The organism is Streptomyces graminofaciens (assembly GCF_030294945.1).
Classification (GTDB): domain Bacteria; phylum Actinomycetota; class Actinomycetes; order Streptomycetales; family Streptomycetaceae; genus Streptomyces; species Streptomyces graminofaciens.
The window spans coordinates 5,880,561-5,906,763 of sequence record NZ_AP018448.1; the positions used below are offsets into that span (position 1 = coordinate 5,880,561).

A 26,203-nucleotide genomic window follows, 5' to 3' on the forward strand; every position below is an offset into this window, starting at 1 on the left:
ATCTACCCTGGTTCACTTCGGTAACCGGTTTTACCGGTTACCGAAGTGAACACCTACCTGTCGTCAGCGACTCGTCGTGACCGAGCGCGGGTCGAAGCCGAATGGCAGTTCAAGGCGGTGCGCCCGCATCAGCACGTCGTCGGCGAGCAGATCACCGGTCGTCCCGTCGGCCGCGATCACGCCCTCGCTGAGGATCAGTGCGCGCGGGCACAGTTCGAGGGCGTACGGCAGGTCGTGCGTGACCATGAGGACGGTGACGTCCAACGAGCGCAGGATGTCGGCGAGTTCGCGGCGCGAGGCCGGGTCGAGGTTGGACGAGGGTTCGTCGAGGACGAGGATCTCCGGCTCCATGGCGAGCACGGTCGCCACGGCCACCCGGCGCCGCTGACCGAAGGAGAGGTGGTGCGGCGGCCGCTCCTTGAACTCGGCCATGCCGACCTGCCCGAGGGCCTTGTCCACGCGCGCTTCCAGCTCGGGGCCCTTGATTCCCGCCGCGGCCGGGCCGAAGGCCACGTCCTCCCGCACGGTCGGCATGAAGAGCTGATCGTCCGGGTCCTGGAAGACGATGCCGACCTTCCGCCGGATCTCCGCCATGTGCCGCTTGCCGACGGGCAGCCCGGCGACGGTCACCGTGCCCGCACCGCCGGTGAGGATGCCGTTGAGGTGCAGCACGAGGGTCGTCTTGCCGGCGCCGTTGGGCCCGAGCAGCGCGACCCGCTCACCGCGCCCGATGGTGAAGTCGACGCCGAAGAGGGCCTGGTGGCCGTCGGGATAGGCGAAGGCGAGCCCGGCGACTTCGAGTGAGGGGCCCTCAGGCGAGGCGGAGGTCGTGGCGGTCACAGGGTCCATCCCAACAGACATACGAGGAGCGCGGCGAACGGAAGGGTGAGGGCGTACGACCACTGGGCCCGGGACGCGGTCACCTCGTCGATGACGGGCATGGCACCGGCGTACCCCCGGCTGATCATGGCCAGATGCACGCGCTCCCCCCGCTCGTAGGAGCGGATGAACAGCGCCCCGGCCGACTTGGCGAGCACGCCCCAGTGCCGTACGCCGCTCGCCTCGAAGCCGCGCGACTCGCGGGCGATCCGCATCCGCCGCATCTCGTCGGTGATGACGTCTCCGTACCGGATCATGAAGGACGCGATCTGGACGAGGAGCGGCGGCAGTTTGAGGCGTTGCAGGCCGAGGAGGAGTTCGCGCAGTTCGGTGGTGGCGGCGAGGAGTACGGAGGCGGCGACGCCGAGCGTGCCCTTGGCGAGGACGTTCCAGGCGCCCCACAGCCCGCTGACGCTGAGGGACAGCCCCATGACCTCGACGCGCTCGCCCTGCGCCACGAACGGCATGAGCACGGCGAACCCGACGAACGGGATCTCGATGAGCAGCCGCCGGAGCACGAACCCGGCGGGCACGCGGGCCACGTACGCGACCGCGCCCAGCAGTACGGCGTAGAACCCGAACGCCCAGACCGCCTCCCGGGGCGTGGAGACGACCACCACGACGAAGGCGAAGACGGCCGCGAGTTTGGTGTGCGGCGGCAGACCGTGCACGGGCGAGTGCGCGTGCCGGTAGAGCTTGTGTGCGTGACCCGCGCCCACCTCAGGCGACGCTCTTGGGCACGGAGGTGGGCGTGGCGGCGGCCTGGTCGGTACGGCGTTTGCGTACGGCCCAGAAGACGCCGGTGCCGGCGACGACGGTGACGCCGACGCCGATCACGCCCGCGAGACCGCTGGAGAGCCGGGCGTCGGTCAGCCCCTCGACGCCGTAGTCGGCGAGGGGGGAGTCGGCGGCGGCGTGGTCCTCGACCTTGGCGTCGATGCCCTTGTCGGCTGCCACCTTCTCCAGCCCGTCGGGGTTGGCGGAGGCGTAGAAGCTGACGAACCCGGCGAGGAGGAGGGAGACACCGAGCCCGGCGAGCAGCAGTTTGCGGGGGGAGCGGGCGGCGACGGGGGTGGGCCGCGCTGTTGGCGCGTCGACGAGTTCGCCGCCGACCCGCAGCTTCAGCGGCGCGGTGAGCCCACGGGCCCCGTGCACGAGATCGGGCCGTACGGCGATGACGGCGCCGACGGTCAGCGCGGTGATCACGGCCTCGCCGATGCCGATCAGCACATGCACACCGACCATGGCGGTGAGAACGGACCCGATCGGTACGTCGGTCGTGCCGCCGATCGCGTAGACGAGCGTGAAGGCGACGGCGGCGGCCGGCACGGAGAGCAGCGCGGCCACGAAGGCGGAGACGGTGACGGAGCGCCGGGTCCTCGGCAGCACCATGACCAGTCCTCGGAAGACGGCGTAGGCGACGACGGATGTCACGACCGCCATGACGGTGATGTTGACACCGAGCGCGGTGAGGCCGCCGTCCGCGAAGAGGATCCCCTGCATCAGCAGCACGACGGACACGCACAGGACACCCGTGTACGGCCCCACGAGTATCGCGGCCAGTGCCCCGCCCAGCAGATGCCCGCTCGTCCCGGCGGCGACCGGGAAGTTCAGCATCTGCACGGCGAAGATGAAGGCGGCGACGAGCCCGGCCAGCGGCGCCGTCCGCTCGTCCAGCTCGCGCCGCGCCCCGCGCAGACTCACGGCGACGGCACCGACGGCGACGACTCCGGCGACCGCCGAGACGGGTGCGTTGATGAATCCGTCGGGCACGTGCATGGAGGGCTCGCTCTCCTCGGTCGGGGCCAAGCCACGGCTGGCTGGAACCTTACGATGATAGAGCCTTGTTGCAATCCCTTCGCAAGAGCGCGTAGTTGCCGATTAGCGACCGGCTTGCCGGAACGGCACCCGGGAACGCTCCGGAAGCGAACGAACGAAAATATGCGACATTAGAGACAAAGCGGATAGCGGACGCATAGCTTCCGCCCCCTGCTCGGGTAACGCAGCGTGAGGAGCCGATCGATGTCTGTAGTCGTCGAGCAGTACGCCCGGGCCCATGTCGTCACGGACTCGCCCGAGGCCCAGGACACCGTCCCGGTCCTCTTCCGCTACGACCCCGACGACGCCCAGCCCGCCGCCGTCCACGTCGACCTGCCCGGCTCCCAGGAGTGGACCTTCTCCCGTGACCTCCTCGAACGCGGCCTGCGCACCCCGACCGGCACCGGAGACGTACGCATCTGGCCCCTGGGCCGCGTCCAGGCGGTCATGGAACTGCACTCGGCGCAGGGCGTCGCGGTGATGCAGTTCGACTCGAAGACGCTGATCCGCTTCTTGCGGCGGACGTACATGGCGACGCCGGTCAGGGGCTGACACCGGTCGCCAGGGCTACACGGGGACGGTCAGCGTGGCCGTGTACCCCTTGTCGGTGTCGCCCTTGAGGGTGGCGAGCTGCTGGTCGTAGCCGTCGCTGAAGATGTTGTCGGTCTCCAGGGAGAGCTGGCCCAGGTTGCTGACGCTCTGGCTGTAGCCGTCCGTCGCGTAGACCGTGTCGCAGACGTCCTTCGGGAACGCGAGCTGCGAGGTCGCCACGATGTTCTGGGCGGCGGTGGCGTCGTCCAGGCTGCCGTACACCTCGAAGTGGATGTGCGGCCAGCGGCCCGTGTAGCAGGCCGGGAAGATCGAGGTGAACGTGACCTGGCCCTTCTCGTCCGTCTCCTGGACGCCGCGCAGGTAGTTCTCCTCGGTGACGCCCTCGGAGTAGAGGGAGTACCGGCCCTCGCGGTCGCAGTGCCAGAGGTAGACGGCCGCGCCCTCCTTCGGGGTGTCGCAGCCGGAGGCCTGGTCGACGACGGTCAGCGTGACCGTCAGCGGGATGCCCTCGGCGACACCGCTCGCCGAACCGAAGCTCTTCGTGATGTCCTTGCGGACGACTCCGCTCTCCTTGAGCACGTTCGGGCCGTTCGAACCGTCACCGGGGTACGGGCCGGCCGTCTCCGTCGGGATGACCTCACAGTCCGAGCCGGACGAGGACGAACCCGATGAGGACGAGCCCGAGGAGGACGACGCCGAGTCATCCGAATCCGAACCGCAGGCCACCAACAGCGGGGCCATGCTCGCGCCCGCCAGCAGTCTGATCATGCGGCGGCGGGCGAACATGGGGATGTCGTGGGCGAGCCCCCCGTCGATCTCGTGCTCGTCGTCGTGATGGTGGCCGTGGCTGTGACTGCGGGTCTTCTCGCTCATGGTGTGCCTGCGCGTTCTCTTCGGGTTCCCGTCATGGAATGCGCCAGATGCTATGAGCGATTGCTGTGCGATTGCTTTCAGTCCACCGAGAGGTTCTTGAGGAAGAGGGCCCAGGGGGTGGGGGTGAGGGTGAGGTGGGGGGAGGCGGGGTTCTTCGAGTCGCGGATGTGGATGCTGGTGGGGGCTATGGCTACTTCGACGCAGTCGCCGGCCTCGCCTGAGCTGCTGTAGCTGCTCTTGAACCAGTGGAGTTCAGTGGCGCTCATAGTCTCCCCAGCGCTTGCTCGATGAAGTCCAGCGACTCCCTAGGGGGGGAGAGCCTGGGCTCGGATCATGCCATACCGCAACTCAAGGGTATGAAGGTCCTTGGGGTGCGTCCCGGCGTGTTCCTCACGGTCGGTCGGCATGACCTGCAACGTGACGTTCCGCAACCGCGCCACCTCCAGCAGGTGTTCGAGTTGTCGGCGTAGCACCATTTTCCCACCGTAGGGGCGTTCCAGTGTCACCTGTTCCTGGACGAAGCTGAGCGTTGGTGCGGGCTCTCGTTCGAAGATCGACTTACGGGCGATGCGTGCGGCGGTCTCTCGCTCCACAACGTCCGGCGAGTACGCGGGCTGCCACATCTCGAACAACACCCGCGCGTACTCCTGCGTCTGCAACAAGCCATGCATGTTGTGGTTGCTGTAGAGCAGCACCTCGACCGCCCGATCCTCCAGAGCCTTCAGCTCCCGAACCTTCTTCGGGTAGCGCGCCCTCCTCATGTCCTCCTTGAACGCCTTGAGGCTTCCCCGCGCGCCCAGCACCTCGTCCGCCTTGTCCAGGGTCTCCGGCCGGGGAATGCGTACCCCGCGCTCCATCTTCCGGACCTGATCCTCGCCGTACCCGAGTGCCTCGGCGAAGTCGGCCGCCCGCAGGCCTGCGGCCTCGCGGAAGTGCCGCATCAGGCGCCCCACGGCTTCCACAAGGGACGCGATCTCGTCCCCCGGCTCGACATCCCAACCCGCTTCTTCCGCAACGTCGTTCATGTCCACCTCCAACGCGCACCCGTACCCGTACGACACCCAGGACAGCCGAGACAAGGCGGGACAAAGCCCGGACAGTTCCCGTACGCACAGGCGTCACGGCAGGTCACCGCAGGCGGAGTCGGCCACGCTGAGTGATGTGAACCAGGAAACCCCCATCCCCACCTTCAGCGTGCTGCTGTCCCCCACACCGCGCGGCGCCCGCCTCGCCCGTCTGCTGGCGACGGAGCAACTCCGCACCTGGGGGCTGCCGCTGGACCCGGCGGAGCACATCGTGGCCGAGCTGGCGGCGAACGCGGCGACCCACGGCCGCGTACCCGGACGCGACTTCCGCCTCACCCTCTACGTCATCGCCGACACCCTGCGCGTAGAACTCACGGACACCCGTGACGACCGGCTGCCACAGGTCCGACACGACGCGGAACCGGACAGCGAGACGGGCCGGGGTCTGGTCATCGTGGACGCGCTGGCCCATCGCTGGGGCCTGGCGGAGGGGTTGCGGCCGCGCAAGACGGTCTGGGCGGAAATCGTTCTGCCACCGGAAGCCGGAAACCCGGGCTCCGGTGCCGTGGGCGATCAAAGCCAAAGGACTACCGGAGTGAGAGAACCCGACCAAGCCCCACCCCATCCCGCCCCGCCGAGCGCAAACTCACCCTCGCGGGTGAACATCGCCAACTCGGCTGGATTTCGGGTCGGTTGATACCTCTACGCTCAGCGCAGCACAACCCCCACAAACAACCGCAGACATGCGACGGCCCCCGCCGGGACGGCAATCCCAATGCGAGGGCCTGACCACCGAGGAAGTAGGAGCTTCCCGATGGATACGCAGCACCCTAGCGCGCCCTCGCGCGCCCGGTCCCGCGTTGCGGGCAACAACCACCCGCACCGGCGGCCCCACTCCGGCCACTCCGGGGGCGGTCTGATCCACGACCACACCCGCCACACCACCCGCTTCACGGTGGTCGGCAACCATCTGGCCCAGCACCCGGAACTGTCCGGCCTGGCGATCGGACTGGGTGTGCACATCCAGTCGCTTCCGCAGAACTCCCACGTCGACATCAGGACCCTCGCGGACCGCTTCCCGGAGAGCAGGGCGCGCGTCGCCGCCGCCCTGCGCGAACTGGAAACCCACGGCTACCTGCGCCGCGAACACGTACGCACCCCCAACGGCCAGATCATCACCCGGACGACCTCCTGCAACCAGCCGGGCCGCAGGGCGGAGGCCGACGTAGAAACCGAGCCGAGCGCAGACCCGGTACGCCCCGCACCCGCACCCACACCCACACCCACACCCACACCGACGCACCCGCCCGCCCCGAAGAAGCGCGAGCGCGTACCCCGCAAGCCCCTACCCCCCGTACCCCAACCCGCCTATCCCTCCCCCACCCTGCTCCGGACAGCCACCGACCTGCTCGCGGACCTCCGCCACCGAGACCCCCGTCTGTTCCTCTCCGCCTGCGACACCAACCACCTCGCCCCGGGCGTCGCGGCCTGGCTGCAACGCGACGTCGGCCCGACGGCCGTACGCCACGCCCTCACCACCGACCTCCCACCCGAGGGCCTACCTACCAGTACCGGGCCATGCGGGACTTCGTTCAGTCGATGGACGACACCCTCCCCGGCAAGTTCGAGATCACCAAGGAAGGGATCGTCCACGACATGATGTCGCCCATCGGGCCGCACGAGCTCACCGTGCTGCGCCTTCGGAAGCGCCTGGAAAAGGTGATGCCGGAAGAGATCGTGGCCCATACCGGTGAGCCGGACGTGGAAGGCGAGTCCGAAGGCATCATGCGACGCCCCGAGGTGATGGTGATCGCTGAAGCCGACATGGAGGTCGAAGGAACCTTCGATCCCCGCACGATCTACGCCGCCGAGGTCGTCTCCCGCTCCAACCCCGACGACGACTGGGTCACCAAGCTGCGCGACTACCCCCTGCTCGGCATCCCCATCTACGCGATCTTCGACCCCCGCACCGGCGAAGGCGCCGTCCTCACCGACATGCACTCCACCCCGGACGGCCCCCGCTGGGCCACCCGCAAGGACTTCGTCCATGGCGAGGACGTCACCATCGGCGACTGGACGATCTCGACGGATGGGCTGCCGCGCTACCCGCAGAAGTAGGCGGAACCGACCCCGACGTCACACCACCAGCGGCCGTACCTCCTCCGCCACCCACCGTACGAACCCCTCCGGGTCCGGTTCGTCGCCCGTCGGCTGGAGGATCACCGTGTCGGCGCCGGCGTCCGTCAGTCGCTCCACGGCCTTCGCCACCGCCGCCGCGTCCCCGGAGACTCCCAGGTTCGGGACCGAGGACAGGCCCTCGGCGGTCAGCTCGGCTCGCAAGCGGGTGACCGCGTCCGGGCCCGTCGCCGTCAGGAGGTAGACGACCACCTTGTGGGGGTCCGTGCGGGTCGCCGACTTTCGGCCCTCGTCGATGAGTCGGCGCGCTCTGCGTACGCCCTCCGGGGGCGTGCCCGCGTGGAGGATGGTGCCGTCCGCTGCCTCGCCGGAGAGGCGCAGGGTGCGGGGGCCCGTCGCGCCGGCCAGGAGCTTGACCTCGCCTTTCGGGGGCCAGTCGAGAGCCACGTCGTCCAAGGTCACGTATCTGCCGGTCGTCGTGATCCGGTCGCCGTTCAGCAGGGCGCGTAGTGCGGTGAGGTGCTCGCGAAGCAGGGTCAGGGGGGATTCCGGGCGCGCTCCTACCTGCGCCATCCAGTCCTGTACTCCGTGTCCTACCCCCACGATCGCCCGGCCCGGGAACATGCGCTCCAGCGTCGCCACTTCCATCGCGGTGATCGCCACGTTGCGGAGGGGGACGGGCAGGAGGCCCACTCCGATCCGCACCCGTTCCGTCCAGGCGAGGGCGGCCGCCGCTGCCGAGATGCCGCCTTCTCTGAAGCAGTCCTCCCACAGCCAGAGTTCTTCCAGGCCCGTCTCGTCCGCGAGGCGGGCGACCTCGCGCATGCGTTCGGGGGGCAGTTGGGGGCGGAACACGGCTCCGAGTCCAGTCATGGCCTCTTCCTATCCAGCCGCCGCCCCATCGACAACAGGGTTTCATCCGGCCCGCTCACGCCCCCACCGTTCCGTCCACCCCCTCCCTCAAGAAGTCGGCGTGGCCGTTGTGGCGGCCGTACTCCAGGAGTACGTGGATCATGACCATCCTCAGCGAGACGTCCTCACCCCATCTCGGCTGGTGGCCCGCCAAGTCCAGGGAGTCCGCCTCCCGTTCGATTCGGCGTGAGTTCTCCGCCTCCGCCTCCCACGCCCCGAAGGCCTCCGCCCGGGTAGAGGCGCTCGCGTCGTACGCCGCCTGGAAGCCGATCTCGTCCGACCAGACCATCGGGGCGTCTCCGTCCTCGAAGACCCGGCGGAACCAAGCCCGTTCCACCTCCGCCATGTGCCTCACCAGGCCCAGCAGAGAAAGCGTCGACGGGGGCATCGACCGCTGTCTCAGCTCCTCGTCCGTGAGGCCCTCGCACTTCATCGCCAGCGTCGCCCGGTGGTAGTCGAGGAACGCGCGCAGCATCTCGCGTTCGGTGCCGAAGTTCGGCGGTCCAACGCGGTTGTCGTCGGCCACTGGTGCACTCCTCGTCGGAAGGGTCGTCGGGCAGACGATCAGTTTCCTACGCAAGTACGAAAAGAGCCGGTGAGGGCTCCCCGTCCCCACGGGGCCCTCACCGGCCGTTCTGATCAGGAGTCGGGTCCGCCTCAGGCGCGTACCAGCTCCCTCTCCTCCACCTCGTCCTTCGTGCGCAGACCCTCGCCCTCGACGTCCACGTTCGGGAGCGCGCGGTCCAGCCACTTGGGGAGCCACCAGGCCTTCTTGCCGAGCAGTGCGAGGACCGCGGGCACGATGGCCATGCGGACGACGAAGGCGTCGAAGAAGACCGCGATGGCCAGACCGAAGCCGATCATCTTCACCATCGACTCGCTCGAACCGATGAAGCCCGCGAACACCGCCATCATGATGACCGCCGCGGCCGTCACCACCCTCGCCCCGTGCTTGAAGCCGGTGACCACGGCCTGGCCGGGGGTCTCGCCGTGGACGTACGCCTCGCGCATGCGCGTCACGAGGAAGACCTCGTAGTCCATGGCCAGGCCGAAGACCACGCCCACCATGAAGATCGGCATCATCGACATGATCGGGCCGGTCTCCTCGACGCCCAGCACATTCGCCAGCCAGCCCCACTGGAAGACCGCGACGACCGCGCCCAGCGCCGCCATGACCGAGAGCAGGAAGCCCAGGGCCGCCTTCAGCGGGACCAGGATCGAGCGGAAGACCACGATCAGGAGCAGGAACGCCAGGCCCACCACCAGGACCAGGTACGGGACCAGTGCGTCGTTCAGTTTCTGCGAGACGTCGATGTTCATCGCGGTCGCGCCGGTGACCAGGACGTTCGCGTCCGTGTCCGTCTTGATCTCGGCGCCCGCGTCGCGGATCTCGTGGACCACGTCCTCCGTCGCCACCGAGGACGGCTTGGAGTCGGGGATCACGGTGATCATCGCCGTGTCGCCGGCCTTGTTGAACGTCGCCGGGGTGACCGAGGCGACGCCCTTCATGTCCTTGATCTCGTCGGCGACGTCCGTCGCGGCGGCCTTCGGGTCGTCCGCGTTCTTCGCGTCCACCACGACCATCAGCGGGCCGTTGAAGCCTGGGCCGAAGCCCTCCGAGAGGAGGTCGTAGGCGCGGCGCTGGGTGGTGGAGGTCGGCTGGGTGCCGTCGTCGCCCAGGCCCAGTTCGAGCGAGGAGGCCGGGATGGCCGCCGCGCCGAGGCCCACGATGCCGACGAGGAGGACGGCGAGGGGCCTGCGGACCACGAAGCTCGCCCAGCGCGTGCCCAGGTTGGGCTTCGCCGCCTGCTTCTCGACAGAAACCTGCTCCGCCCGCCTGCCGCCGCCCATCCACCTGGCCTTGTGCCCTGTCGGCTGCACCTTCTTGCCCGCGTAGCCGAGCAGCGCCGGGACCATGGTGAGGGCGATCAGTACGGCGATGGCGACCGTGCCCGCCGCCGCGATGCCCATCTTCGTCAGCATCGGGATGTTCACCACCGAGAGGCCGACCAGCGCGATCACGACCGTGAGGCCCGCGAAGACCACCGCCGAGCCCGCCGTGCCGGTGGCGCGGCCCGCCGCCTCCTCGCGGTCGCGGCCCTCGGCCAGTTCGGCGCGGTAGCGGGAGACGATGAACAGGGCGTAGTCGATACCGACCGCGAGGCCGATCATCATGGCCAGGGTGGAGGTCGTCGAGCCCAGGTCCAGCGTGCTCGCCAGTGCCGTGATCGCCGAGACGCCGATGCCCACGCCGATGAGCGCCGTCAGCAGCGGCAGCCCGGCGGAGACCAGTGAGCCGAAGGTGATGACGAGGACGACCGCCGCGACCGCGATGCCGATGATCTCCGTGGAGCCGGTGTGCGGCACGGCCTGGAGGGCGTCACCGCCGATCTCGACGGTCATCCCGGTGTCGCGGGCGCCCGCCGCCGCGTCCTCCAGGGCGTCCTTCGAGGCGTCCTCCAGCTCCATGCCGGAGACCTCGTAGCGCACCTGGGCGTACGCGATCGTGCCGTCCTTCGAGACCGACTTGGTCTTGTACGGGTCGGTGGCGGAGACGACCTCGGAGCCGGTCCGCAGTTCCTTGACGGTCTGCTCGACGGCCGCCTTGTTGCCCGCGTCCCTCATCTTCTGCCCGTCGGGCGCCTTGAAGACGACGCGTGCGGTCGCGCCGTCGGCACTGGTGCCGGGGAAGCGCTGGTCCAGCAGGTCGAAGGCCTTCTGGGCCTCGGTGCCGGGGATGGAGAAGGAGGTCGAGCCCGCGGAGGGCGCGGAGGCGGCGCCGACACCCGCGAGGGTCAGCAGCGCCACCCAGACCAGGGCTACGAAGTGTCGTCGCCGGAAGGCCGTTCGGCCCAGTTTGTAGAGGAATGTGGCCACGGAGGCGTACTCCCGTTCAGATCGTGGACGTGCGCGAGGGCAGGAGTGATCAGCCCGTGCCAGGGGTGATGGGGAAGGGCAGGGGTGATCGGCCCGACGACGTGAGCGGTCGCGTCAGGTACGGCTCAGCCACCCGGGTGGTGGTGGCTACGCGGCGATGTGGACGTCAGTCGGTCGGTACACCGAGGGCTGGGAGGACCACGGCGTCGATGTACGAACGGAGGTAGGCCTGCGTGGGCGGGCGCTCCTCGAGGATGGTCCGCGTGGCGAACGCGCCCAACAGCATGTGCACGGTGAAATCGATCGCCGGGTTGTCCGCCTGGACCTCCCCGCGGTCGACCGCCCGCTGGACGACCCGCCGGAACTCGTACATCTCCGGGTTGACCAGATGCTCCCGGAACGCCGCCAGGAGGTCGGGGTTGCCGTGCACCACCATGAACAGCCCACGCATCAGGGCGGAGTTCTGTTCCATGGCGCAGTCGTCCTCGCGGGCGACGAGGGCGTGCAGATCGCCGCGCAGGGACCCGGTGTCGACGTCGGAGATGTTGCCCGGCTTGCCGGACCGGATCGCCTTCGCCACCAGTTCGGCCTTGCCGCCCCACTGGCGGTAGAGGGTGGCCTTGCTGGAGCGGGTGCGGGCGGCCACGGCGTCCATGGTCAGGGCGTCGTAGCCGACCTCGCGGAGCAGGTCGAGCACGGCCGCGTACAGCTCGGCCTCGCGCTCGGGGGTGAGCCGACTGCGGCGCACCGTCGCGGTCTCAGTCATCCCACTCCCCCTACTCCGTCTGCACGTTCGAGGTGACCAGGCTACCGGTCGCACGCCAGGGGCACGGGCTTCCGGACGACCCAGCCCCGCGAACGAAACTGTTTCGTACGTTCACAAAGATACCCCGGGAGTCTACGAAACGAAACGGTTTCGTTCGCCACGCCTCCGTGACCTGGGTCACGGGGGGAAAGCAGGTCACGCGAGCACCCCCCACCCAGTTCCACAAGTTGCCGGTGCCTCCGGCCCGGAAAACCATGAGGAGGGTGAGCGACCCGCACGAGACCCCCACCGGCACCACCCCCACCGGCAACCCCGGAAACCCCGGCTACCTCCGCTTCCCCCACCTCAGCGGCGACCGCCTCTGCTTCGTCGCCGAGGACGACCTCTGGCTGGCCCCGCTCGACGGCCGGGGCCGCGCCTGGCGGCTGACCGCCGACCGTACGAAGGTCGCCCATCCGCGCTTCTCGCCCGACGGCGGCCACATCGCGTACACGAGCTGGCGCAACCTCGTCCCCGAGATCCATCTCGCGCCGGTGGACGGCGACAGCCCGGCCCGCCGGCTCACCCACTGGGGCAGCCCGGACACCCAGGTCTGCGGCTGGACTCCCGAGGGGCAGATCCTGGCGGTCGCCTCCCACGGCGAGCCCTTCTCGTACTTCACCTGGGCCTACAAGCTCCGCCTCGACGGCGAACCCGGCCGCAAGCTGCCGTGGGGCCCGGTCGCCGACATCCAGACCGCCGAGATCGACGGCGAGCGCCGCACGCTCCTCCTCACCGGCACCCCGCCCCACGAACCGGCCTCCTGGAAGCGCTACCGGGGCGGCGCCATGGGCCGCCTCTGGCTGCACGGGGAACGCCTGCTGGCCGATCTCGACGGACACATCAGCTCCCCCATGTTCGTCGGCGGCCGGATCGCCTTCCTCTCCGACCACGAGGGCGTCGGCAACCTCTACTCCTGCGCGTACGACGGCTCCGACCTGCGCCGCCACACCGATCACGACGCCTTCTACGCCCGGCACGCGGCCGGCGACGGCACCCGGGTGGTGTACCAGTGCGCGGGCGACCTGTGGATCGTCGACGACCTCTCCCCGGACGCCGTCCCCCGCCGCCTCGACGTGACGCTCGGCGGCCCACGCACCGGCCGGCGGCCGTACCAGGTCCCGGCCGCCCAGCACGTGGACGGCATCTCCGTCGACGAGACGGGCCGGGCGAGCGCCGTCGTCGTACGCGGGAGCCTGTACTGGCTCACGCACCGCGACGGCCCGGCCCGGACCATCGCCGACACCCCCGGCGTACGCGTCCGCCTCCCCGAGATGCTGGGCTCCGGCGGCCAGGTGGCGTACGTGACCGACGCGGACGGCGAGGACGCGATCGAGATCGCCCACCTCCCCCGGGCCAGCGGCCACCGCGAGCCCCGCCGCCTCGCCTCCGGCGCGCTGGGCCGCGTACTGGAACTGGTGTCGGACCCGGGCGGCGAACGCCTCGCCGTCGCGGCGGACGACGGCCGCCTGCTCGTCCTCGACACGAGGGAAGCGGCCGGGAACGAGGCCGGGGAGGGGGAGGGGGACGGAGAGGGGGAGGGGAACGCGGACGGGAACGAGGCCGGGGACGGCCAGAACGGTGGGAGCGAGGTCATCGAGCTGATCGCGTCCGTCAACGGGCCCGTGCGCGACCTCGCCTTCTCGCCCGACGGCGCCTGGCTGACCTGGTCGCATCCGGGTATCGGCCGTTCCCTCCGTCAGATCAAGATGGCGCGCATAAAGGACCGTCTCATCGTCGACGTCACCAATGGCCGCTTCGAGGACGAGAACCCGGTGTTCACCCGCGACGGCAGATATCTGGCGTTCTTGTCGTGGCGGGGCTTCGACCCGGTGTACGACGTCCACACCGGCGACCTGTCCTTCCCGCTGGGCTGCAGGCCCTACTTGGTGCCGCTCTCCTCGGCCACGCCCTCCCCCTTCGCGCTGAACCCGGAGGGGCGTCCGGCGGCCGGGGGCCTGGACCCGCTGGAGGACGAGGAGAGCGCGGACGGCGGCACGGTGATCGTCGAGATCGAGGGCCTGGAGAACCGGGTCACGCCCTTCCCGGTCACCGCCTCCAAGTACTCGGCGCTGCACCCGGTCGCGGGCGGCGGTCTGGTCTGGCTGCGCTGGCCGATCTCGGGCGCGCTCGGCGAGACGTTCGCCAACCCGGACGACATGACCGGGCGGCCGACCCTCGAACACTTCACCATCGGCAAGGCGAAGAAGTCCGATCTGGTCGGGCATCTGGACTGGTTCGCGGTGAGCGGCGACGGAACGCGGCTGGTCGTGGTCGACGAGGGCGACCTGCGGGCCGTCCCGTCCACCGAGTCGGGCGACAGCGACACGATCGTCTGGCTGGACCTGCGGCGCATCCTGCACGAGGCCGACCCGGCGGCGGAGTGGCGGCAGTCGTACGAGGAGGCCGGGCGCCTCATCCGCGCGTACTTCTGGGACCCGGGCATGAGCGGCATCGACTGGGACGCGGTCCTCGACCAGTACCGCCCGCTGGTCGAACGGGTCGCGTCCCCGGACGAGTTCGCGGACCTGCTCAGGGAGGTCCTGGGCGAACTGGGCACCTCGCACGCCTATGTGTCCCCCGCCCGCCGCAACGAGGGCCCGCCCCACTACCAGCGCCGCCAGGGCCTGCTGGGCGCCAACTTCGTCCACCGGGAGGAGGGGTGGACGGTCCGCCGCGTCCTCCCCGGCGACGCCTCGGACTCCAAGGCCCGCTCGCCCCTCGCCGGCACGGGCATCAGAGAGGGCGCCGTCCTGACCCATGTGGACGGCCGCCCGGTGGACCCGGTCGCGGGCCCGTATCCGCTACTGGCGGGCGCGGGCGGTACGACGGTGGAGCTGACGTTCACGCAGAAGGAGAGCGAGGGCAGGTCGCGGCGCGTGGCCGTGGTCCCCCTGATCGACGAACGCCCGCTGCGCTACCAGGACTGGGTGGCCAAACGCCGGGCGGTCGTACGGGAGTTGAGCGGCGGCCGCTGCGGCTACCTCCACATCCCGGACATGGGCGGCTCGGGCTGGGCCCAGTTCAACCGCGACCTGCGGCTGGAGGTGTCCCGGCCCGCCCTGATCGTCGACGTACGCGGCAACGCGGGCGGCCACATCAGCGAGCTGGTGGTGGAGAAGCTGACCCGCACGATCCTCGGCTGGGACCTCACACGCAACGCCCAGCCGGTGTCGTACACCTCCAACGCGCCGCGCGGCCCGGTGGTCGCCCTGGCCGACGAGGCGACCTCCTCCGACGGCGACATGATCACGGCGGCGTTCAAGCTGCTGAAGCTGGGCCCGGTCGTGGGCCTGCGCACCTGGGGCGGCGTCGTCGGCATGACCGGCCGCCACAGCCTCGGCGACGGCACGGTGATCACGGTCCCGATGAACGCGGCCTGGTTCGACGCGTACGGCTGGTCCATCGAGAACCGAGGCGTGACCCCGGACCTGGAGGTCCTGCGCACACCCCTGGACTGGGCGGAAGGCAGAAACACCCAGCTGTCGGCGGCGGTCCAACTGGCCCTGGACCTCCTGGACTCCACAGAGGTCGCCACTCCGCCGGACTACAAGAACGTACCGAACCGGGCAAGGCCACAGCTGCCGCCGCGTGCTTGAAGCCAGGCGGCGGAGCCGCAGATCAGATTCTGCGGCTCCGCCGCCTGGCCGCATCACCGACCCGCACCCGCCGACCCGCACGCACCCGACAACACACCCACGGCAGACCAAAAACGCAGGGTGCCCTCCATCAAATGAAGGGCACCCCACGTCATCCAGCCGAAGCCAGGGCTCAACGACTAGATGTCGTAGTCCTGGTCGAACCGGTCCTGCTCCTCCTGCTGCAGCCGCTCAGTCTCCGACTGACGCCCGCGCTGCGGCTCCCGCTGCGGCTCCCGCCCGCGCTGCGTCTCCTGCTCACGCTCACGCTGAGCGCGCTCGCGCAGCTCGTCCTCGGACAGGCCCGGCTGGCCCTGCTGCTTGCCCTGCTTCTGCTTGGCCTGCTGCTTCAGCCGCTCGGCCTTGTCCTGGAACTGGTCCTTCATGCCCATGTGGTTTCACTCCCAGTTGTGGGTGAGGGGATCGGGCTTCGACCAGACAAACACGCTCGGACAAAGCTCGCATTTCGATCGATTACGCAGCGTTCACGGGGGCGCTCACCGCGCCCGGGTACAGCCCCGCCGACGTGCGCGGCCAGCCGCGTTGCCCCCGGGCGGCAAGGTCAGGCTGCGCCTGGCCGGCGTGCCACGCGTCGCCGACCAGGACCTCTCCGTCAACGCGGACGGCTTCGAGCAGATCCCGGCGACCGAGGCCCCCGTGACCACCGGCGACATCACCGAGTTCGCGGTGTCCTGAGCCGAGCCACGCACGGCTGCCCCACACCCCAGCCCCGTGCGACAGCCCCGCACGACAGCCCCGCACATCGGCCGCGCACGACAACCTCGTACGCGGCTCACGACGCACGGACTCAGACCCCGGCCCCCCGCTGCCGCTCGTCGGCGGCGCCGCCCGCCCCCACCAGCCCCTTGGGAATCCCGCTCAACCGCCCCTCGAACCGCCGCATTTCCCGCGGCCCGACCGCCCCGATGATCCCCGGCAGATATCCGCGCACACCCTGCATCCCGCGCAGCCACCACTGGCCGTAGACATGGCTCGACCGGCGCTCGATGCCGGCGACGAGCCGGTCCACGGCCGGGCCCAGCGGATACGTCTTGTTGGCCGGCCACGGCAGCCGCTGCCGCAACTCACGCATGGCGTCGGTCTGGTCGGCGCCGCGCACCATGTCGGTGTCGGTCCATGACAGATACCCGACCCCTACGCCGACCCCCTTGTGCCCGACCTCGGCGCGCAGGCAGTGCGCGTACGCCTCGACGCCCGACTTGGAGGCGCAGTACGCCGACATCATCGGCGCCGGGGTGATCGCGGCGAGGGAGGCGATCTGGAGCAGATAGCCGCGGCTCTCGATCAGCGCCGGCAGGAACACCCGCCCGGTCACGGCCGACCCCACGAGGTTGACCTCGATCACGCGGCGCCAGGAGTCGAGGTCGGACTCGGCGAAGGGCCCGCCGCCGGCCACACCGGCGTTGGCGACGACGATGTCGACCCGGCCGAAGCGCTCCTTCACCTCCTCCGCGACCCTGGCCATGGCCTCCTGGTCGGTGACATCGGCGTGCCAGTACGCTCCCCCACCGCCGTACAGCCGCTCCGAGACCCGCTTCAGCTCCTCCGCCTCCAGCCCGACCAGCGCGATCTTCACCCCGCGCGCGGACAGCTTCCGGGCGAGCAGCTCGCCGACGCCCCGCGCTGCCCCGGTGACGACCGCGACCCGCCCCTCCAACGCACTGCTTGCGCTCATGCCCCTGCCTCCTCCAACTCGCCTTGCGTACTGGTCAGATGCGCGGCCGACAGCTCCCGTATCCGCTTGGTGACCAGCTCGGGTGCCTCCACCGGTGACATGTGTCCGATGCCCGGCAGTTCGGTCAGGCCCACGCAGTCGGGCAGGGCGGCGGCCAGCGCCCGCGCGTGCACCGGCGGGGTCAGCCGGTCACACGTGCCGACGACGACGGCCGTCGGCACCGTCAACTCCCGTACGCCGTGGTCGAGGTCGAGCGAGTCGAGGACGTGCGACCAGGCGTACCGCACCCGGGTCGGGCAGGCGTGCACGATCCGGGCACAGGCCTCGACCATGTCCGGCGCCGAACCGGCGCCCATCGTCCCGTACTTGAGGATCCGGCGGGCGATCGGCGTGACCGGCCCGAGCGGCGCCCGCGAACCGAGCACCTTCCGGGTGAGCCAGGTGCGTGCCCGCCCGGGCCTCATCGGGACGACCAGCGACTCGGCGACCAGCCGTGAACTGCCCGTGCTGCACAACAGCGCCGCCGCCGTGTGCTCCCGGAAGCCCGGTCGCGCCGAGGCCGCCATCAGGGTCATGCCGCCCATGGAGTGCCCGGCCAGCACGGCCTTCTCGCCGGGCGCGAGCGTGGCCGCGAGCACCGCCTCCAGATCGTCGGCGAGGGCGTCCACGCCGCACGTCTCGCTCGCCGGGCTGCGGCCGTGGCCGCGCTGGTCGTAGGCGATGACCCGGTGGTCGGCGGCGAGATCGCGCAGCTGCGCCGCCCAGAAGGCGGTCGAGCAGGTCCAGCCGTGGACGAGGACGACCGCGGGCGCCCCGTCCGGGCCGTGCACCTCGACGTGCAGCCGGGCCCCGTCGGCGGAGAGGGCCGTCAACTCCCGTGCGGGGACGGGAGGGGCGTAGGGCCCGTGCTTCACATGCATCAGTCGGGTCACGCTCCGACCTCCACCTTCGTGTCGTCGCTGTCTCTGCCGCGCACCCGCAGCACCTCGTACTCCGCGAGGTCCACGCGCCGCGTGGCGCTGCGGAACTCGGTGGTCGTACCCGGCCAGACGGTCGTGTTACGCCCGTTCGCGTCCAGGTACCAGCTCGTGCAGCCGCCGGTGTTCCACACCGTGCGCTTCATCCTTTCCTGCACCCGGTCGTTCCAGGCCTGTACGGCCTCGGGGCGGGCGTCCAGCGCGGCACGGCCGCCGAGGACGTCCAACTGCCGTACGAAGTCGGCCATGTAGTTCAGCTGGGACTCGATCATCAGGATCATGCTGGAGTTCCCGAGGCCCGTGTTGGGCCCGATGATCGTCAGCCAGTTCGGGAACCCGGCGGCCGAGGCGCCCCGCAGCGACCGCATCCCGGTCTCGGCCCAGGCCTGGGCGAGGGTACGGCCGTCGGCGCCCACGACCCGCTCGGCGATGGGCATGTCGGTGACGTGGAAGCCGGTGCCGAAGACGATCGCGTCGACCTCGGCGGTGCTGCCGTCGGCGGCGACGAGCGTGGACCCGTCGATCTCGGCGAGCCCCGAGGCGAGGACGTCCACGTTCTCCCGGGCGAGCGCCGGGTAGTACGTGTTCGACAGCAGGATCCGCTTGCAGCCGATGCGGTAGTCGGGGGTGAGCCTGGCGCGCAGGGCCGGGTCCTTGACGGCTCGGGCGATGTTCCGCTCGGCCATCCGCTCGACCGGGCCCAGTCCGCTCGGATACTTGGTGAAGGCCTGGACTTGCACCTCCCGGATGCCCCACAGCAAGCCGCGCCGGAGCTTCGCGGTGAACGGCAGCGTCCGGTGCAGTCGGCGCTCGACATCGCTGATGTCCCGGTCGACGCGGGGCAGCACCCAGGGCGGGGTCCGCTGGAAGAGGGTGAGGTGTTCGACCTCGGGCTGGATCGCGGGCACGATCTGGATCGCCGACGCGCCGGTGCCGACCATGGCGACGCGCTTGCCGCGCAGGTCGTAGTCGTGGTCCCAGCGGGCGGAGTGGAAGACCTTGCCGGGGAAGGTGCCGATGCCGGGGACGTCCGGGACCTTGGGGTCGGAGAGGGGGCCGGTCGCGGAGACGACGACATCGGCACAGAGGCGTCCGCCGCTGGTCTCGATCTCCCAGCACAGCCGTGCCGAGTCCCAGCGCATGCGCTTCACCTCGGTGTCGAGCCGAAGGTGCGGCCGCAGCCCGAAGCGGTCCGTCACCTGCTCCAGATACGCCCGGATGTGCTCCTGCCCGGAGAAGGTGCGCGGCCAGTCGGCGTGGGGCGCGAAGGAGAACGAGTAGAGGTGCGACGGCACGTCACAGGCGCACCCCGGGTAGGTGTTGTCCCGCCAGGTGCCGCCCACGGAGCCGGCCCGCTCCAGCACGACGAAGTCGGTGACCCCTTCGCGCCGCAGCCGCGCGGCGGCCCCGAGCCCCCCGAACCCGGACCCGACGATGGCGACCCGCACATGCTCGCGCTCGTCCTCGGCCATTGGCGACGCCTCCCTTGCCGTACAAAACTGCCAGTGATCGCTGGCGCAATGGGGAGCGTAGAGCAGGCCCGTACCGATGGGTAGGGGTTGGGGGGTAGGCGTTACCGGCGGTAGAGATGGCCACCGACGTCATAGGGTGCCGACGTGGCAGAAGACGGCGAGCGACACGAGTACCGCATGGAGGAGCTGGCCCGAGAGGCCGGCATCACCGTCCGCACCCTGCGCTTCTACCGGGAGCGCAAGCTGATACCGCCGCCCCGCCGCGAGGGCCGTATCGCCTGGTACGACGCCACCCACCTGGCCCGGCTGCGCACGATCGCCGCCCTGCTGGAGCGCGGCCACACCCTGAGCGGCATCGCCGAGCTGGCCGAGGCCTTCGACCACGGCCGCAACGTGGCCGAACTCCTCGGCCTGGGCGCCCCCACCGAAGAGGTCCCCGTCCGCCTCTCCCCCGAGGACCTCGCCGACCACTTCGGCGACCAGGCGACCTCGGAGAACCTCTCCGCCGCCCTCGACCTCGGCTACCTCGCCACGGACGGCGGCGAGATCGTCCACGTCAGCCGCCGGCTGCTGGACGTCTCGGCGGCCCTGGTCCGCGAGGGCATCCCCCTGGCCGACGTCCTGGCGACGGCCCACCGCGTACGCGAACACGCCGACGCCCTGGCCGCCCTCTTCACCGACCTGATCCTCACCCAGCCCGGCCACACGACCGAGGACCTCGCACGCCTACGCCCCCTCGCGAAGAGCGTGGCGGAGGCGGAGTTGTCGATGGCGCTGGACCGGCGGCTACAACAGTCGACAAATACATAAAGCCAGGGCAGGTGGCCGCAGGCGCCCAAATTCACTCGTTCGAGGAAGAAGAATCGTTCGGCCACGCCCTCGCATCGGCTAATGTTTCCACGAATCATCGATCAGACGCTCTCACTTCGTACACCCACTCTAATCAGGAGAGAAGTGCGCACGTTTTCCGTCCTCGTCGCCACGGCTGCTATTTCGGTCATGAACATGACCTCCGCGTTCGCCGAGTGCATTTGGTAGCCCCAGCGGCTCTCAGGAGCCGGTAGCACCCCACTCGTCGAACAGACGGTGCAGCTCAGCAGCCTCCCCGTCCGTCCCCAGCCTCCGGTAGACCGTCAGCGCGCGTTGCGCGTGGGCCCGGGCGGACGGGAAGTTGCGCATACGGAGATGCACCCGGGAAATACCGGCCAGCGCCCGCGCCGAACACAGCGAATAACTGTGCTCGCGCGCTATAGAAAGCGCGTTCCGATACGTGTCCAGCGCAGCACCCAACCGCCTCTCCCTGTAATGCGTGTCAGCAATTCCGAGGAGAGCCCTTTGCCTCTCATACGAATTGTCAATACGGCGGGCGACCTCCTCCGCGGCCCCGAAGTGGGCCAGGGCCTCCTCCATGCGTCCGGCACCCGCGCAGGTCTCGCCCAGACAGATGAGGACGTTGACCTCACCGATGGCGTCCCCGCCGGCCCGGTGGCTGGCAAGGGCCCGCCGGAAGCAGGCGAGCGCGCGTCCCGGCTGCCCCGTGGCGCTGTACACGGCACCGAGGTTCGTGTCGAGGATCGCGAGCTCCTTCTTGCCCCCGACCTCGCGCATCAGCGCCAGAGCGCGCTTGTAGTGATCGCCGGCCTCCTCGTGGAGCCCCAGGGCCAGCCGGATGTCCCCCAGGTTGTTCCAAGCGAGGGCCTCGCCGTGGCGGTCGCGCAGTTCCCGGTTGATGTCCAGCATGGTCCGGAAGCAGTGCGTCGCCTCGGCGTACTCCGCCCGGTGCACCCTGGCCGTACCCTGCACGTTCAGCGTCGCCGCCACCCCGCGCCGGTCGTCGACGGCGCGGTAGAGCACAAGGGCCCGGGCCAGTTCCCGCAAGCACGCCTCACCTCGGCCCGCCCCCAGATGGGCGCGGCCGATCTCGAACAGGGCGTCGGCACGGCCCCGGGGATCGTCGAGGCCCTCGAACAGGCTCAGCGCCTCGGTCGCGGCGGCGAGGGCGGCGCCGTGGTTCTCCCGGGCCAGGACGCTCGCCCGCTCCACCAACGTCTGGGCGAGCGCCGGCCGGTCCTCGCCCGAGCGGAGTGCGGTGAGGGCGGCGGCGTGCAGTTCGGCGGTGATGCGGTGCGTGCCCCAGAGCTGCAGGGAGTACGCGAGGACGTGCGGGAACAGACCGGCGAACTCCGGGAACTCCCCCGCGGCCGTACGCGCCACGGCCAGCAGATTTCCGCGCTCCACCGTCAACCACACCGACGCCTCGTCGGCGGCGGACTCGGCGTGTGGACCCATGGTGAAACCGGGCGTGATCGGTGCCGTCAGCTCCGGCGGGACAGGTCGCCTGCGGCGCCGGGGGTGGGCGAGCCGATCCGCCCGGTCCGCGGCCGTGACGTAGTACGACATCAGGCGCCGCAGCGCCGCGCGACGCTCGGCCGGAAGTTCCTCCCGGCGACCCAGGCGACCGCCGAACGCGCGGGCCAGGTCATGGAGTTGGTAGCGGTCCCGGACCCGTTCGTCGAGGAGGTGGCGGTCCAGCAGGGCATCCGCCGCTCGGCGCACCGCGCCCGGTTCGACGTCCCCGGACAGCGCCATCGCGGCCTCCAGGGTGATGTCGGGACCCGGATGCAGTGCCAGCCTGCGGAACAGTCTTCGTGCCGGGACGTCGAGGTCGGCGCACGACAGTTGCAGGGCGGCCGCGACCCGCTCGTCGAACTCGTCCAGCCGGTCGGTGGCCCCGTCCAGCCGGTCCGCGACGTACTCCAGGTCCCAGGTGTCCCGGTGGCGGAACCGGCTCGCGAGCAGTTGCACGGTGAGCGGGTGACGGCCGCACAGTTCCACGACGCGACGCAGGACCCCGGTGTCGGAGACCCGGGCCGCCCCCGCGATCCGGGCGAAGAGCGCACCTGCCTCGGACACCGACAGCACGTCCAGATGCAGCGAGGTGGCGCCGTCCAGCTCGGAGAGCCGGTTGCGGCTGGCCACGATCGCGTGGCAGTCCGGCGAGCCGGGCAGCAGCGGCCGTATCTGTTCGGCGTCCCGGGCGTTGTCGAGCACGACCAGCACCCGGTGCTGGGCGGTCCACTCACGCCAGCGCGCGGTCCGCTCGTCCAGGGTGACCGGCAGCGGATCGGGGACGCCGACGGTGTGCAGCAGAAACGCCAGGGCGTCCGCGGGATCGTAGGGCGGCTGATCGCTGTAGGCGCGCAGGTCCACATAGAACTGACCGTCCGGGTAGCGGCCGCGCATCCGGTGCGCGGCATGCACGATCAACGCGGACTTGCCCACCCCGGGCATACCGTGCACGACGGTGACCGGCAGCGCCGTCCCGTTGCCCTCGGGAACGGGATCGGCGAGCAGGATGTCGAGCTCGCTCGTGCGGCCGGTGAAATCCCTGGTGTCGCGCGGCAGGCTGCTCCCCGGATGGCCGACCGCACGGTCCGCCGCCCGCACGGCACCCCCCTGGCCGCTCCCCGGCACACCGGTCGCCGGGCTGTGCTCCCGCAGGGCGGGGTCCTGGCCGAGGATGCGAACCTGCAGCTCCTGTAGTTCTGTGCCGGGGTCGATGCCGAGTTCCTCGCCGAGCCGGTGCCGCGTGGTGCGGTACAGGGCCAGGGCCTCGCCGTCCCGGCCGGACCGGTACAGGGCCAGCATCAGGGCGGCTACCGCCTGCTGGGCCAAGGGGTTCAGGGAGACGAGCTCGTGGAGTTCGCCCAGGAGGTCGGCGTGGCGGCCCAGTTCCAGCTCCAGCCGGATGCGCTCCTCCCGGATCCGACGGTGGTCCTCGGTCAGCCGAGCCCGGGCGGAGGCGGCCCAGTCGCCGGTGAACTCCGCGAACGGCTCCCCCCGCCACAGCGACTCGGCGGTGTGCAGCAGACCGACGGCGTACTCCCGGTCACCGCGCCCGGCAGCCGCCCGGGCCTCGGCACGCAGCCGTTGCAGCCGGACGAAGTCCACGTCGTCCGTGTGCTGGACACGCAGCCGGTAGCGGCGCGGGGACGGACGCTCCAGCCGCGCCAGATCACCGACGGCGCGGCGCAGCCGGGTGCGCAGCCGGGAGAGATAGGTGTGCAGGGTCTCCACGGCGGTCACGGGCACTTCGTCGTCGTCCCAGACGCGCTCGAGGAGCGTGTCGAAGGCGACCGGATCCCCTTGGGCGTACAGCAGGACCGCCAGCACCCTGCGCTCCTTCAGAGATCCGAGCGGGTACTGCCGTCCCCGGTGCCACAGTTCGAGCGGCCCGAGCGCGAGAAGGTGCACCACTTCCCCCAGGTGGTTCCGCTTCTTCCAGGCGTTGCGCGACTTTTCAGGTGGGGCGCGACTCTTCAGGTGGGGCGCGAATTTCCAGGTGTGGCGCCGCTGTCCCGGCGATGCGCTTTTCTCGCGTCGGCGGTTCCCGCACGGGGCACCCGACGGGTCGCACACCAGTCCACCTCATGTCTCACTGTCGCCACCTCGACGGATGGAACAGAGGTGTAAAGCAGGGCGCACAGTCGCGCGAAGGGGCGCACAGAGCCGGGCAGGAGACCGGCGTCCGAGAAGTGCAAGTTTTCTGCAAGCCCGCCGTCCAAACACCCGGGGAGACCTGAGCCGTGGCCGCGCACGACATACCGGCCGCACACCTCAACTCGGTTGCCACACGGGGGAGTTCCCATGAGCCTGCTGATGCCGGACGCCGACCGGCGCCCTGCCGTGCCGCTGCGTCTCGATGTCGAACGCTGGGCGACCTTCCGCATCCGCAAGCGGGTGCTCGCGGTCGTGCACACGGTGACCTCCGCCCGGCGGTTGCTGGACGCGGTCCGGCTGCTGGAGGGCGACCCTCGGGTGCAGGTCCTGTTCACGGTGGCCGGTGACGTCTTCAACCACGGCGTGGACGAGTTCCTCGAGGACACCAGGGCCCTGGTCGTGCCGTGGGGCCAGGCCGTGCACACACGCTTCGACCTCGCGCTGGCCGCGAGCTACGGAAGCCTGCACGAACTGAACGTGCCGGTGATCGTGCTCCCGCACGGCGCCTCGTACAACCGGCGCATCTCCGTGCCCGACGGCCGCCGCGGCCGTCTGCCCGCGCTGCGCGAGGTGTACGGGCTGGGCCGGCAGTGGCTGGTCCGCGACGGGGTGGTGGTGCCCGCGGCGATCGTCCTGGCCCACGAGGACGACCGCACCCGCCTCGGCCGGGAGTGCCCCGAGGCGCTGCCCGTGGCCGAGGTGGTCGGGGACCCCTGCTACGACCGCGTCGCGGCGAGCCTGTCCGCGCGGGACCTGTACCGGACTGCACTGGGCGCGGCACCCCGCCAGGAGGTGGTGCTCGTCTGCTCTACCTGGGGGCCCGATTCGCTTCTCGGCCGCCACTGGGACCTGCTGGAGCAGCTGGCCGCCCAACTCCCCCGGGAGGACTTCCGCATCGTCGTCATGCTCCACTCGAACGTCTGGAACGCCCACAGCGAATGGCACATCCGCAGTGCGTTCGCCGGGCTGAGCCGCTGTGGCGTCGGACTGGTCAGCCAGCACGCGGAGTGGTGCGGCGCCCTGGTCGCGGCCGACTACATCGTGGGAGACCACGGCTCCGTGTCGCTGTACGGGACGATGACGGGCGCCCGCCTGCTGACCGCCGGCTCCCCGGACACCGACCTCGATCCCTCCTCACCGATGGCCGAGTTGCGCTCGCTGGCACCCCGGATCGACGCGGATCGGCCTCTGCTCCGCCAGCTGCGGCGAAGCTCCGCCACGTACCGCCCGGACCGGTACGCGCGGGTCGCGGCCCGGATCAGTTCGGAGCCGGGCCTGTTCGCCCGAAGGATGCGCACCCTGCTGTACCGGAAGCTGCGCCTGCGCGCCCCGGTCGCCCGCCCCGCGCCGGAATCAGCGGCACTGCCGGTCCTGTTGCGGTACGGCGAGCCGGGGGGTGCCAGGCCGTGAGTACGGCAGCGCGGCGGGCGCCGGGGCCGTGGGCCCGGTACGTCCGCGTCACACCGCCGGGACCGGACGGCGGTCCGGCGGCCGTGGACGAGCATCTGCGGGTGGAACTGCCCGCCCCGCCGCCCTGGCCCGCCCTCGCCGACGTGCTGGTGGCGCCGGGGGCGGGAAACGGTGCGGCCGACGAGCTCGCCGCCGCCAATCCGGGCGCGGCGGTGGTGGCGGTGCACACCGGGGCCGGGAGCTGCTGGCTGCGCGTGGGCCCGCACGGGCGCGTGCCGCTACGGCTGGTCCTGACCGAGCGGCACGCGGCCGTGTGCCCGTGGCCGGTCTGGGCGTCACTGGCGTATGCCTGGCTGGTGACGGGCGCACGGTGAACGGTGCCCGCGGCAGCACGGTGTCGCGGCACGGGGGCCGGCGGTTCCCTACCGCGGTTCGGTTGCGGCGACGGCGGCTCGGTCACCGGAGACGGCCGTCCGGGCCCGCGGTACAGCAGCCTGGTCGCCAGACGACGGCGGTTCAGACGCCAAAGTTCGGCAGCCCGGTCACCAGGCGACGACCGTCCAGCCGCAGGAGACCACCAGCCCAGCCACCAAGCAACAACCGTCCAACCGCAAGAGACCGCCAGCCCAGCCA

The 26,203-nt window shown here is 70.7% G+C and carries 22 protein-coding genes and 1 pseudogene; 8 read left to right on the forward strand and 15 right to left on the reverse strand.

The features are described from left to right. Positions 1-63 precede the first annotated feature (63 nt). From SGFS_RS25145 to SGFS_RS25155, 3 genes are read right to left on the reverse strand one after another with little or no spacing between them, the layout of a single operon-like run. Positions 64-849, reverse strand: coding sequence for an energy-coupling factor ABC transporter ATP-binding protein (locus SGFS_RS25145; RefSeq protein WP_286253646.1), 786 nt, complete (start codon positions 847-849; stop codon positions 64-66). Then, entirely contained in the window at positions 837-1,598 is a 762-nt protein-coding gene (cbiQ, locus tag SGFS_RS25150) for a cobalt ECF transporter T component CbiQ (protein ID WP_286253648.1), read from the reverse strand. The genes SGFS_RS25145 and cbiQ overlap by 13 nt, the downstream gene beginning before the upstream one ends. A gap of 1 nt (position 1,599) precedes the next feature. After that, entirely contained in the window at positions 1,600-2,658 is a 1,059-nt protein-coding gene (locus tag SGFS_RS25155) for an energy-coupling factor ABC transporter permease (RefSeq protein WP_286253650.1), read from the reverse strand. Positions 2,659-2,901: 243 nt separating this feature from the next. Here SGFS_RS25155 and SGFS_RS25160 point away from each other — a divergent pair, with 243 nt between their 5' ends. Next, on the forward strand, positions 2,902-3,249 hold the full coding sequence (locus tag SGFS_RS25160) for an SsgA family sporulation/cell division regulator (protein WP_286253651.1): 348 nt from the start codon (positions 2,902-2,904) through the stop codon (positions 3,247-3,249). Between the two features lie 15 nt (positions 3,250-3,264). Here the strand turns inward: SGFS_RS25160 and SGFS_RS25165 are convergent, their stop codons facing one another. The 3 genes and pseudogenes from SGFS_RS25165 to SGFS_RS25175 form a co-directional block, all read right to left on the reverse strand. Beyond that, positions 3,265-4,122, reverse strand: coding sequence for an intradiol ring-cleavage dioxygenase (locus SGFS_RS25165; RefSeq protein ID WP_286253653.1), 858 nt, complete (start codon positions 4,120-4,122; stop codon positions 3,265-3,267). 77 nt (positions 4,123-4,199) lie between these two features. After that, on the reverse strand, positions 4,200-4,388 hold the full coding sequence (locus tag SGFS_RS25170; protein WP_286253655.1) for a DUF397 domain-containing protein: 189 nt from the start codon (positions 4,386-4,388) through the stop codon (positions 4,200-4,202). Next, a pseudogene (locus SGFS_RS25175) lies at positions 4,385-5,147 on the reverse strand (helix-turn-helix domain-containing protein). Before SGFS_RS25175 ends, SGFS_RS25170 begins: the two are co-directional and overlap by 4 nt. Positions 5,148-5,283: 136 nt before the next feature. Between SGFS_RS25175 and SGFS_RS25180 the strand changes: the two are divergent. The 3 genes from SGFS_RS25180 (at position 5,284) to SGFS_RS25190 (ending at position 7,265) form a co-directional block, all read left to right on the forward strand. Beyond that, positions 5,284-5,844 (forward strand): ATP-binding protein, encoded by a 561-nt coding sequence (locus SGFS_RS25180; RefSeq protein ID WP_286260051.1) that lies wholly within the window; start codon positions 5,284-5,286, stop codon positions 5,842-5,844. 117 nt (positions 5,845-5,961) lie between these two features. Continuing rightward, a complete protein-coding gene (locus tag SGFS_RS25185; RefSeq protein WP_286253656.1) occupies positions 5,962-6,807 on the forward strand; it encodes a helix-turn-helix domain-containing protein in 846 nt (281 codons plus the stop codon). Beyond that, positions 6,747-7,265, forward strand: coding sequence for a Uma2 family endonuclease (locus SGFS_RS25190; RefSeq protein WP_286253657.1), 519 nt, complete (start codon positions 6,747-6,749; stop codon positions 7,263-7,265). Before SGFS_RS25185 ends, SGFS_RS25190 begins: the two co-directional genes overlap by 61 nt. Before the next feature lie 18 nt (positions 7,266-7,283). Here SGFS_RS25190 and SGFS_RS25195 read toward each other — a convergent pair whose 3' ends face one another. The 4 genes from SGFS_RS25195 to SGFS_RS25210 all read right to left on the reverse strand — a co-directional run bounded on the left by SGFS_RS25195 (position 7,284) and on the right by SGFS_RS25210 (position 11,838). Further along, positions 7,284-8,156, reverse strand: coding sequence for an LLM class flavin-dependent oxidoreductase (locus SGFS_RS25195; RefSeq protein ID WP_286253658.1), 873 nt, complete (start codon positions 8,154-8,156; stop codon positions 7,284-7,286). 55 nt (positions 8,157-8,211) lie between these two features. Next, positions 8,212-8,721, reverse strand: a complete 510-nt coding sequence (locus SGFS_RS25200) for a DinB family protein (protein WP_286253659.1) — start codon at positions 8,719-8,721, stop codon at positions 8,212-8,214. Between the two features lie 131 nt (positions 8,722-8,852). Beyond that, a complete protein-coding gene (locus SGFS_RS25205; RefSeq protein WP_286253660.1) occupies positions 8,853-11,072 on the reverse strand; it encodes an MMPL family transporter in 2,220 nt (739 codons plus the stop codon). A 166-nt stretch (positions 11,073-11,238) separates the two neighbouring features. Continuing rightward, entirely contained in the window at positions 11,239-11,838 is a 600-nt protein-coding gene (locus SGFS_RS25210) for a TetR/AcrR family transcriptional regulator (protein ID WP_286253661.1), read from the reverse strand. Between the two features lie 254 nt (positions 11,839-12,092). Here SGFS_RS25210 and SGFS_RS25215 point away from each other — a divergent pair, with 254 nt between their 5' ends. Next, positions 12,093-15,476: a S41 family peptidase gene (locus SGFS_RS25215; protein ID WP_434028067.1), complete on the forward strand. Its 3,384-nt coding sequence runs from the start codon at positions 12,093-12,095 to the stop codon at positions 15,474-15,476. Positions 15,477-15,655: 179 nt separating this feature from the next. On the opposite strand, the gene SGFS_RS25220 is transcribed toward SGFS_RS25215, so the two are convergent. The 4 genes from SGFS_RS25220 to SGFS_RS25235 all read right to left on the reverse strand — a co-directional run bounded on the left by SGFS_RS25220 (position 15,656) and on the right by SGFS_RS25235 (position 19,660). Next, positions 15,656-15,907 carry a hypothetical protein gene (locus SGFS_RS25220; protein WP_286253663.1) on the reverse strand — a complete coding sequence of 84 codons (252 nt, stop codon included), beginning with the start codon at positions 15,905-15,907 and terminating at the stop codon, positions 15,656-15,658. Between the two features lie 416 nt (positions 15,908-16,323). After that, entirely contained in the window at positions 16,324-17,211 is an 888-nt protein-coding gene (locus SGFS_RS25225; protein WP_286253664.1) for an SDR family oxidoreductase, read from the reverse strand. Then, positions 17,208-18,143, reverse strand: a complete 936-nt coding sequence (locus tag SGFS_RS25230) for an alpha/beta fold hydrolase (RefSeq protein ID WP_286253666.1) — start codon at positions 18,141-18,143, stop codon at positions 17,208-17,210. The genes SGFS_RS25225 and SGFS_RS25230 overlap by 4 nt, the downstream gene beginning before the upstream one ends. Beyond that, positions 18,140-19,660, reverse strand: a complete 1,521-nt coding sequence (locus SGFS_RS25235) for a flavin-containing monooxygenase (protein ID WP_286253667.1) — start codon at positions 19,658-19,660, stop codon at positions 18,140-18,142. The genes SGFS_RS25230 and SGFS_RS25235 overlap by 4 nt, the downstream gene beginning before the upstream one ends. Before the next feature lie 177 nt (positions 19,661-19,837). On the opposite strand from SGFS_RS25235, the gene SGFS_RS25240 reads away from it, so the two are divergent. Next, positions 19,838-20,470 (forward strand): MerR family transcriptional regulator, encoded by a 633-nt coding sequence (locus SGFS_RS25240; RefSeq protein ID WP_434028211.1) that lies wholly within the window; start codon positions 19,838-19,840, stop codon positions 20,468-20,470. Between the two features lie 240 nt (positions 20,471-20,710). On the opposite strand, the gene SGFS_RS25245 is transcribed toward SGFS_RS25240, so the two are convergent. Then, a complete protein-coding gene (locus tag SGFS_RS25245; RefSeq protein WP_286253669.1) occupies positions 20,711-23,917 on the reverse strand; it encodes an AfsR/SARP family transcriptional regulator in 3,207 nt (1,068 codons plus the stop codon). A gap of 390 nt (positions 23,918-24,307) precedes the next feature. On the opposite strand from SGFS_RS25245, the gene SGFS_RS25250 reads away from it, so the two are divergent. After that, the gene (locus SGFS_RS25250; RefSeq protein ID WP_286253670.1) at positions 24,308-25,570 is read left to right on the forward strand and encodes a hypothetical protein; all 1,263 of its coding nucleotides are present in this window, start codon (positions 24,308-24,310) and stop codon (positions 25,568-25,570) included. After that, complete coding sequence (locus SGFS_RS25255) at positions 25,567-25,944, forward strand: hypothetical protein (RefSeq protein ID WP_286253671.1); 378 nt, start codon at positions 25,567-25,569, stop codon at positions 25,942-25,944. The genes SGFS_RS25250 and SGFS_RS25255 overlap by 4 nt, the downstream gene beginning before the upstream one ends. The last annotated feature ends 259 nt before the right edge of the window (positions 25,945-26,203 follow it).